Below are 10,612 nucleotides of genomic sequence, written 5' to 3'. Positions count from 1 at the left end.
ATCCAAAAGTTTTGTTGATAACAAAACTAATGTTTCATTCCTTTAAGGTATATTTTCACTTTTCAAAGTACAATTTAAATCTGAAAATTTTTAATCTAGTTTTTTCATAGGCTAGTTAACACTATCAATTCGAATTCCTTCAAGGTAATAATATATATTTTCTTAGAATTTTAAAAAAATAACCTAAGACAGATTTCACCCTGTCTTAGGTTTTTTAAACATTCACTGAATTTTTTGAAGAAAAATACAATTTTGTCTTTTCAAAGATTATTATCAAAATATGATATTTTAGTTATCCATATATATATATCTATTAACTTATGTTATCTAACGCTGCATCTCTAATTTCAACATTTTTATAATCTTTAAATCTTTTCAAAAGGTCCATTGACGAATTTGGATGTTTAGCAATTATAAGACGTACGCACTGAGATTTATTTTTCTTATATATATCATCTATATTCTCTGTAGAAATTTTACTATCTTCCAACATTATCTTACAAAATTCAACTGGACAAGTATCAATGGAACTATATCCACTGAGTAAATGTTCATATATATCATTGTTGATATTTGGATTTTTGAGTATACTCTCATTAATTTTTTTTGAACCGTGTTTATAATGATTCATTACAGTAATTAGTCCCTTAATGGGCGTTTTGATATTTTTCGCAACTGCTAAAATAATACTTTCATTGTTTATACTTGCTAATTCTTCTAATTTATCTATTGGAGTATCTTGACTAGAAGCAATTTTTCTAAGTTCCCTATTATAATTTTTTTTATTATCAATTTTCTCTTTCACTTCGTTTTTTATTTCATCGGGTGTATTGGGATGTTTCAAAAGTATTCTATTTAATTTATCTGAATTATGTTTTATATATATATCACGTAAAATCTCTTCTGTAGCCATAGGATTTTGAGCTATAAGCGTAAAGCAATTTTCGTTTTTGTAGAGCTTTAAGAGAATATCACTATTTACATTTCTATTGTGTAAAACAGCATTGACAAATGTAACTGAGTCATACATATCACACATATTTAATAGAATGACCTCAGAAGTAGATGGATTCTTAGCTATAGCCATAAATGTTTCTTTTATCTTGCTTAACTTAAGTAATGCATTCTGTGGGGTTCCCTCATTATCAGCTAGATTTTTCAATATGTTTATATCATCTGACCCAGAAAGCTTAAGAAGCATATCTTTTGCAGTATTCGGATTTTTCGACTGTAAATATGGTATGTGTTTATTTACTTTTATTTGCTTTGCTTCAGTTACTATATTTTCAAGACTGCTTTTATGTACCACTTTATAATAACCAGTATATATCGGAAATTTTATTCTTGATTTTTTTTTGTCAAAATAGAACCATTCATTTGACCAACAGTAATCCTTTAACACCATAACAACTTTCTCATCGCTTGACTTGTCAGGAAAAACCACAATTCCAGTCTTGCGTTCCTTAACAGACTTGTTCGGGATTTTATACTTATCATCCGTCTTTTCATTTCTACTTGTTACATAATATTCTTCCATATCATCAAGTCTTAAAACGCCTAAAATATCTGTTTCAACCAAATCTAAGTTATAGTAATGAGTCCCCCATTTGTCTATGTATGAAAAAATTTCCCTATAATTAAAATCGATAACGACACCACTATGTAATCGCGCTACGGGATAGTGGCCAGATAACACATAGTCATAATTAAAATTAAATTCATGATTCACATATGGCATTAAATCCATACGGTATTCATTAGCTAATTTACTATCCGGTCCCTCGACCTCTTTATATCTTAAATAATGAACCAAAAAAAATGATTTTTCATTATAGTTAAAACAATATTCGTAAGGCTGAAGTTTTAAGAAATCAACAATACTTTCAAACTCTTCATCACTTAACTCAAACATTTCCTCGTAAAGACCACAAAAGATATTAGACCTGCTACTAGTTTGAAATCCTGCAAATAGAAAATCGTAGACCGCTTCCATCTTTTCTTTTTCAAAATTCAAATATTCTGCAATCTCAAGTTCCTTTTCAATGAGGTTTCTATAATTTCTAGTACTTTTTAATAGTTTTTCACTCTCTTTATATATGTTCTTCCCATCATTTAGTAACCTTAAATATTTCTTTGCACTAGATTTCGAGCATAATTTATTTGCTTCAAGCACTAGATTTCTAAGTTTTTCGTCTTCTTTTATCTTTTTAATACTTGGCACCCTATATTTCAAAAAGCCCCTATCATGGTTACCCATAACAAATTTAACACAGTCTTTATGCGCCATCATATATTGAATAACTGGAACTGCTCCTTTTTCACCATCAACTACATCTCCAAGTATAAAGAGTGTATCCTGCTTTACATTAAACTTAATCTTTTCAAGTGCATTTATGAAAAGGTCATACCTTCCATGGATATCACCTATCGCATAATAACTCATACAAACACTCCTTTGTTATTGAATCATGCTACTTCCGATCATTTTACAAATTGCAACTAATATTGCAATTATTATATCATGAATTATTATCTCACAACATTACTTTTATAAAATATATCCATAATTCATAATATATGTACATCCTATCTTAAATTTTTTAGTTTTGAATATAAAAAAGCCTAAGTCAGATTTTACTCCTCCTTAAACTTGTAATGATCCACTGCATTATTTAGATTATGCAGTAAAAAGAGAACTGGTTAAAATGGAATAGAGTGTTGGAGTAGATAGTAAAGTGGTTTTGTGATGGATAGGAGAATTATTTTGCAGTGAGTTTTTGTGTATTTTTGCAGTGAACAGAAAAGGAGAACCGTCACATAAATGACGATTCTCCTTTTCTTTATACTGTGGCTTCGAAACGGTTTAACACAGTAAAATCAAAATTTAACCAAATTCACTAAAATTCTAACTTACCATTAAAGGCATCTTTCATTAATGAATTAAATAAGCTACGCATTTGAGTTTCGTTCAATATTACATCTTCTTTAATTGAATTTATTTTTAAGTATATTTCTGAAAATGTACTCTGTTTTTTAAAAGATGGCACATTTAACTCTATTTTTTTGAACTTAGCCATTGATATATTTAACATAGATCCACTTGTACCGGTGGCCAACTTTGATATTTCCTTCCTTACCTTATCCGTATTAATCGAATATAAGAAGAACTCTCTTGTCATTAAATCTTCATTTACTGTTATCCTCCATAATTTATCTGGAAGAATTAAATTATCATAATCTTTATCTACTATACATGATGCTCCTACTAATTCTCTAGTATTAGCTCTGCTAAAAAGTATATCTCCATATTTACAACTTAAAAACTTTTTAATTTTTATATCCTTTGAAATAACTTTATACTTACTAGCATCAAATATTCCTTTAGTAACAGCACTTATTTTTAGCACTGCAATTTCATTAATTTCAATTTTTCTCTCATCCCCACCTACACTCCATCCAGCATCTATAGACTGAACTACATCATTAACTAACTTTACATTAGCATTTTCGTCACCAAACATCTCTATAAACACACTCTTCAAATACTCATCCATCAACCTATTAACTTCTTTTCTCTTTTCTAAAGCTCTTTCAGCCTTTTCTAGAACCTCAGATATTTTCTTTTGAGTTTCTAATGGTGGTAATAATATTTCTAAGTCTTTTACATAACCTTGACTAATATGCTTTTGAGCACACCCATAACTATCATGTAATATCTTTGCTCTAATGCTTCTTAGATAATAAAACATATATTTAGGAATAAATTTATCATTTGGAATAATACCTGTAACTGATTGATTTGCGCTTACTTCAATGTTCAATATGCCAACTTTTCCAGTAGTTGCTCCAGTTAATGCTATTACAACTGTATTAATAGGCATTATTTTTGCTGCACTATTCCTTAATCCTTCTTTTGTTATAAACTTTGTTACGGTATTTATTTCTTTATCTTTGCATCCACCTGACGGTAACCAAGGTATATCACCACAATCCCAATATTGATTTTTTTTTGTGCTCGGCGTTCCTCCTGTTATAACATCAGTTAAATCACTTATTTTTATATGTTCCCATCCGCTAATTATTTTATCGTTTAACATACTACTTAACCATTTCCTTTAACTCAGCTATATCTTTTAAAATATCTATTTCTAAAGCTTCAATTTTATCTAATATAACTTGTGGTCTTTCATAAATAATTTCTTCATATTCTATTATTTTGTACTTATTTATGGAAAGGTCGTAATCATTATCAGAAATTTCTTTTTTATTTACCCAGAACCATTTATCATCTTTTGTTGGTTCAATAGCTTTGTCTTCTTTTATAGCTCTCCACTTTGAAATTATATCTGGTATATCACCTTCATTATCAAACTTATTTCTTTTATCATCTAAGGAGAATCCATCACTTTGCATATCATAGAACCATATCCTATTTGTTTCTCCACCCTTTGTGAATATAAGTATAGCTGTTGATACTCCTGCATAAGGCTTAAATACTCCCGACGGCATTGATATTACACCTTCTAATTCATTTTCTTCTATTAATATTTTTCTAATTTCCTTATGTGATTTTGTTGAACCAAATAAAACTCCATCAGGTACTATAACTGCACACCTTCCACCTAAGTCAAGTATTCGATTTATAAGTTTTATAAATAAAAGCTCCGTCTTTGTTGTTTTTTCGCCCTTAACTAGAGTAGTGTTTATGTCCCCTTCATCTATGCTGCCTTTAAATGGAGGATTAGCTAGCACTAAAGTGTATTTGTTTTCTTCTTCATATCTCTTAGACATGGCATCCATTTGTCTAACATTTGGATCATCTATACTGTGAAGCATTAAGTTCATTGAAGCTATTCTAACCATTGATGGGTCAAAGTCAAAAGCATAGAACATATCTGTTCTAAAGTGCTCCCATTCTCTACTCGTCATCATGTCTCCAATCTTGCTATGAAAATTTCCTTCTTCATCAGTAAATACACTTTCAGATTTTGTATACTTCTCTAAAATATATTCTAATGAATTAATAAGAAAACCCGCTGTACCACATGCTGGGTCACATATTTTATCCTCTAAAGTTGGATTCATAAGTTCTACCATCATTCTTATTATGTGTCTTGGCGTTCTAAATTGACCGTTAACACCTGATGTTGCAAGTTTAGATAATAGATATTCATATAAGTCACCTTTAGTATCTGAATCATCCATCTGTATACCATCAATAAGTCTTACCGATTCTTGCAGTAAAGATGGCTTCGGCACCATAAATACTGCGTCCTTCATCTCGGCAGTAAAGCTTGATTCTTCACCACCCATTTTCTTTATAAATGGAAATACCTTTTGTGCTACTATATCAAACATTTCATTTACATCTAAATGCTTAAATTCCGACCACTTCATTAAATCATCTGGAAATAATGATTTGTATGGTCCCCCTATCCTATTTGATCTTGTAATGTTTGAATTGTCAATATCATCTAATCTTTTAATAAACAAAAGATATGAAATTTGCTCTATAACTGTGAGAGGGTTAGATATCCCCCCAGACCAAAAATTATTCCATAGCTTATCAACTTTACTCTTTATATCTGCACTTATCATTTGTTTGCGTCCTTCCTATCCTATGATATATATGTAGCCCTAAACGGAGCTATTAAATCAAAAACCTCATCTGCCATTATCCCAAATATACCATCTACTCCATTTTGATTAAAGGTTGTATATGGCTCTGTAAATAATGCTGCAAAAGATATCCCTTTATTCTTTGCAATATCATTCTTAATTATTTCTAAGGTCTTAATCTGAGTGGCATTCATCTTATTATGATGCTTTTGGATAAATACTTCAAACATTTTATTTAACTCTACTTCATCTACACCTACAAATTTTCTTATAATCCCTATAATATCTTCTTTATCAATATCTGTTTTACTTGAAAGCTCATCAATGCTATAGACAAAATCTACGCCAAATATAGAGTATACACTTTCAATCTCTGTCTGTGATAGCTTTTCTCCTTTTCTTATTTTATGAATTACAAGTTGATCATTTAATTTGCTCTCAATAGCACTCTTAACTCTCTTCTCATATGGCTCCATATTTGCTCCATACAATACCGAACCAGCACTTATTTCTTTAATAAATCCACCCGTATCCTTTATATCAAAAACGACAAAATTATTAGATGTTGCCCCTTTATGTTTCATTAACTCCCTTAACTCTACTCTTATTTGCTCTAAATTTTTATAACTTAACTCTTCCCATCCTGATGGATGTAAAAGTGATTTAACTAACTCCCTTTTACCATCAAACCAGTTTAAATTTATCTTTAACCTTGCTAGTTTCTCCATCGTAGTATTGATTTCTATAATCAATCCATCCTTGTCACCAGTAATATATAAAATCATAATTCTATATATAGAGTTATCAAACCCTATAGCATCTGAGTTATCTTTAGGTTCTATCCATTGAATTAAAGGTGCTATCTCCACTTTTAGTTTTTTTATAAAATCCTCACTTAAATGACTCCAATATTCTTGTTTTTTAACCTGCTCTATTCTTTTTCTATTTTTCTTTATTTCAATACTATCTTGAGGTAACTCTAATATATCTGCTTTTAGCTTTACTACAAAGTCACTACATATATTGGTTTCGTTCTGATTTTTATACTTTTCCAAAAGCTTACACATTATTTCAAATCTTACCTGCAAACTTGTTTTCTGAGGTTTTGGCACAAAACCCTTGGGATTCATCTCAAAGAATTCAAAGTTTTTATAGCAATCAAAGATAACAAACTCGTTTTTATCTCTTCCTAGTTCAAATAAATTATCACACCGTCTAGTTCCTCTACCTATCATCTGCCAGAATTTAACCTTTGAATATATGGGCTTTGCAAATACTAAATTAACAATCTCTGGCACATCTATTCCTGTATCTAATAGATCCACCGATATTGCTATTCTCGGAAAATCTTCCCCTTTAAATTTTTCAATTAATACAGATTTACCAGTAATTTCAGAGTATATTACAGCTGTTAGCTTTCCTTTATATTGAGGATACATTTCATTAAATAATGAATCCAAGAGATTTGCATGTTTTTTAGTCTTGGCAAATAATATTGTTTTGCCAATATAATCACCAACTTTTATTCCATTATCCATTAATGTCTTTAATATATATCTGTTAGTATCCTTATTAGTAATTTTCTTTTCTAGGTCTGTTTTGTCATAGTTTATATCATCACCGTCATAGCCTTCTTCATCTACTTGTTGCCTTTGTTCTTCTGTCATCTCATTGTATTTAATGCCTTTTCTTAGAAAGTCTGTAGTAACATCAATAACTCTTGGTTCAATTAGATATGGCGGCATATGATTCCATGCATCATCTACAGAAAAATTAAACGTTGGATCGCCTTTTTCACAAGCAAATAGTTTAAAGGTATTCCTACCTATGAAATCAACTGGAGTTGCAGTTAATCCTAATATATTAGTATCAAAATACTCTAAAATATCCTTGTAAATTTTGTAAACGCTTCTATGCGATTCATCACATATTATTAAATCGAAGAACCCTACACTAAACTTACTATAGTAGTTTATCATTGTTTGATAAGTCGAGAAGTACAAAGTTGCTTCTCTATTGTCTGAGTTTTTCCCAGTAAATCTGCATGCTATTTGTTCTGGCATAAAGGTTTTAAAACTAAATTTATCCTCTTTAGCTTGTTTAACTAACTCATCCCTATCTGCTAAGAATAATACTCTTTTGACCCAATTAGCGTCCATTAATCCCTTCGTTAATGCTATAGCAGTTCTTGTTTTCCCTGTGCCCGTAGCCATAACTAAAAGCGATTTTCTATACCCATTTATGTATTTTTCATAAACTCTCTTAATTCCTTCTATTTGATATGGTCTTCCTGCTATATTTTTATCTATCTCAACCTTATTTAAATCTTTTTTATGTTTATGTTTAAAGTACACCTCTTCCAAATCATTCAATGTATAAAAACCCCAAATTGGTCGAGGTTCACTACATGTATCATCCCAAATTGTTATTTCATATCCATTAGTGCAAAATATTATTGGTCTTTTCCCATATTTTTTTTCTATGGTATTAGCATAGTCTAAAGCCTGTTGACGACCTATTATAGGATCAACAGATGTCTTCTTCGCCTCTACCACTGCAATAGGTTCAGCCTTTTTATTAAATAAGACATAATCTGCTGCCCCAGTTCCACCAATTTTCTTATGATCCTTTAACGGCAATTCTAACCTAACTAATTCTTTATCATTTATATCCCAACCTGCATCTCTTAGCATAATATCTATTAATTTTTTTCTTGTTTCTGCTTCGTTAAGATCTAATGTATCTTCAACTTCTTTTTCAATTATCTTGTCTTGCTCCGATTCAACGATTACGTTAGTTGTCTCCTTAACAGATTTAACTTCTTCATTGTGTTGCTCTTTTATTTCTTCCTTTTCTTTTGCATAGGTATCTATATCATAAGCATCTACCTTTACCTCAGTTGTTTTTGGGATTTTATACGTTAAAGGCATTATTGACGTATCTTTAGTAACTTTTATATAAAACCACGCCGCTATTTTATACATAGAAACTAAACACTCTAATGCATCTTTTTTATTTTCATAGCCTTGGTGATTTGCTTTATTGCCATATCTTCTAACTATGTTAAATAGATCCGGAATAGCTTGGTTTATTTTTGTATTTCTCAAAAGTTTTATCTTATCATCTTGTGTTGCAAACTTATCTGATTCAATACCCAAAATTGCTAAAATATGGTCAATTATTTGTTCACCAAACATACGCATTTTTAACATTGAAGCATTATTATCTGTATGTAAATACCTTTCTGCTTGAACACCTAATTTAGCAAGTATTGGCCACTTTTTACTTAAATAATAGAAATTTGACATTATTATTCCCCCAAAGCATTTTTTAACAATATTATACCATAAATTCTCATATTTAAACTATTCCGAATGTTATATATATGAGATATTTTTTATTTACAGAGCCTTTTATTATTCTAAAAATACGCCCCTCATCTAATTAATATTAGAATGAATATCATAACATAATATGATATCATATAGCATTTATAGTTTTAGAATATATTCCTATTTAGTACTCAGTTAGCTCTAACTTCATTTCCACCCACTGCCAAAATTTATTAGGTTTATTCAATTAATATCCTCACTTTGTCTTAATAATAGCTATTACGCTATTACTCTTCAATCATATTAAAGGTTTGTCTAAAAAGAAGTCTACGTCATTTGTGGTATGGGTTCACCGTAACAGATAACGTAGACTTAATATGGTAAATGTATTCTCTCAGTTTCTAAATACTAGAGCTTTTTATTCTAAATATAGATAAATCTTGAATTCCACCAGTTGCCGAAGATATTATTATATTTCCATGATTAAAGCTTATCTCTTCCAAATCTTTATTAGAAAAAAATCCACCTTCAATATCTGTTATTGTAATATTCTTTATACGTTTTGATAGCTCCCTTCCTATATACTGAGCTAAAGATGTTTTAGTGTTAACACCTTTCCCACCAACTACATACCCCATTGATAACACATCATTATGAAAAGTTTTATCATATTCAATTGCGATTTGATATGGTGACAAAAACGGCTTTCCTAAATGATGTCCTGGTTCTTTCTTATACTCTGACCTTAGCAAAATCTCTCTAATTCTATTTTCACAATCATATATTATCCAATTACTCATTTAAATTTCTCCTTTATAATTTTTTAAAAACTTTCAAAACTCCTTCTAGACTTAAATAGTGAACTTTAATGCAATCACAATATTTAATCTTAAGCTCTTCACATATTTTATTAAAGAATTGTGAGACTACTGCTGAATTTTTGAATTGCTGCATTTTTCCTAAATACATATATTCATTGCTTTTACCATCCTCCTTACCGTAAGTGTTAATAGAAATTGATAACCTTTCTATGTAATATTGAATATCATAATTTCTCATATTTATAATGCCATAGTAGAAAAGAAACTCGTCTACTTGATTTGCTGTTCTAACATAGAAATTTGCTTGCTTTAGTGTTGAATATCTCACATTCTGTAACAAGTTAATTTGATAGAAAAAATTAATGAATTCACATTTTATATCCCGAGGTAATTTTTTATGAAGGTCGAGAAATTCCTTTGTAATTTTACAATTGCTTTTACTAGGAAAATCATCCCATAATTCATCCAGCTCTTCCTCTGTAAAATAATATCTATTTTCCTTCAAACATTCTAAAATAGCAGTAGTTTCGATGTAAGCATTCCTAGATATTCCCATACTCTTAGTAATAACACTTGTTGCATTTATAAATGCTGAAGAACAATTTGTAGCGATTTGCTTTTTCAATTTAGCCCTCCAATATAATATTATATAACTACATCTCTCTATTTAACATCGTTTAAATGGTCTATTAATTTAATATTAATATAATTGACTGTCATTGTCAAGTACTTTTAAATTCTATTGTAATATAATAATAATAATAATAGTAATAAGAGAGAATCCCATCATCTTCATTTTCCCAAATCACAGTACAAAAAACCACCTTAATCACATATTAA

The 10,612-nt window shown here is 29.7% G+C and carries 6 protein-coding genes; all 6 read right to left on the bottom strand.

The features are described 5' to 3' along the window. Positions 1–313: 313 nt before the first annotated feature. Positions 314–2,443 (bottom strand): metallophosphoesterase, encoded by a 2,130-nt coding sequence (locus tag ACREVX_RS01200; protein ID WP_431542242.1) that lies wholly within the window; start codon positions 2,441–2,443, stop codon positions 314–316. A gap of 454 nt (positions 2,444–2,897) precedes the next feature. Further along, positions 2,898–4,097, bottom strand: a complete 1,200-nt coding sequence (locus ACREVX_RS01195) for a restriction endonuclease subunit S (protein WP_431542241.1) — start codon at positions 4,095–4,097, stop codon at positions 2,898–2,900. Between the two features lies 1 nt (position 4,098). Then, complete coding sequence (locus tag ACREVX_RS01190) at positions 4,099–5,598, bottom strand: class I SAM-dependent DNA methyltransferase (RefSeq protein WP_431542239.1); 1,500 nt, start codon at positions 5,596–5,598, stop codon at positions 4,099–4,101. 20 nt (positions 5,599–5,618) lie between these two features. Then, positions 5,619–8,927, bottom strand: a complete 3,309-nt coding sequence (locus ACREVX_RS01185) for a type I restriction endonuclease subunit R (RefSeq protein WP_431542238.1) — start codon at positions 8,925–8,927, stop codon at positions 5,619–5,621. A gap of 425 nt (positions 8,928–9,352) precedes the next feature. Next, positions 9,353–9,751, bottom strand: a complete 399-nt coding sequence (locus ACREVX_RS01180) for a hypothetical protein (protein ID WP_431542236.1) — start codon at positions 9,749–9,751, stop codon at positions 9,353–9,355. Between the two features lie 13 nt (positions 9,752–9,764). Next, complete coding sequence (locus ACREVX_RS01175; protein WP_431542235.1) at positions 9,765–10,397, bottom strand: hypothetical protein; 633 nt, start codon at positions 10,395–10,397, stop codon at positions 9,765–9,767. Between the last annotated feature and the right edge of the window lie 215 nt (positions 10,398–10,612).

The sequence above is a fragment of the Clostridium sp. genome (assembly GCF_050717545.1).
Classification (GTDB): Bacteria; Bacillota; Clostridia; order Clostridiales; family Clostridiaceae; genus Clostridium_AD.
The sequence above is the reverse complement of the archived record's forward strand: the minus strand, read 5'-3'. Positions and strand labels throughout refer to the sequence as shown.

What these genes read in the sequence shown, in the direction of transcription:
- ACREVX_RS01200 (WP_431542242.1), bottom strand. Translation starts at nt 2,443, where the DNA reads ATGAGTTATTATGCGATAGGTGATATCCATGGAAGGTATGACCTTTTC.
- ACREVX_RS01195 (WP_431542241.1), bottom strand. Translation starts at nt 4,097, where the DNA reads ATGTTAAACGATAAAATAATTAGCGGATGGGAACATATAAAAATAAGT.
- ACREVX_RS01190 (WP_431542239.1), bottom strand. Translation starts at nt 5,598, where the DNA reads ATGATAAGTGCAGATATAAAGAGTAAAGTTGATAAGCTATGGAATAAT.
- ACREVX_RS01185 (WP_431542238.1), bottom strand. Translation starts at nt 8,927, where the DNA reads ATGTCAAATTTCTATTATTTAAGTAAAAAGTGGCCAATACTTGCTAAA.
- ACREVX_RS01180 (WP_431542236.1), bottom strand. Translation starts at nt 9,751, where the DNA reads ATGAGTAATTGGATAATATATGATTGTGAAAATAGAATTAGAGAGATT.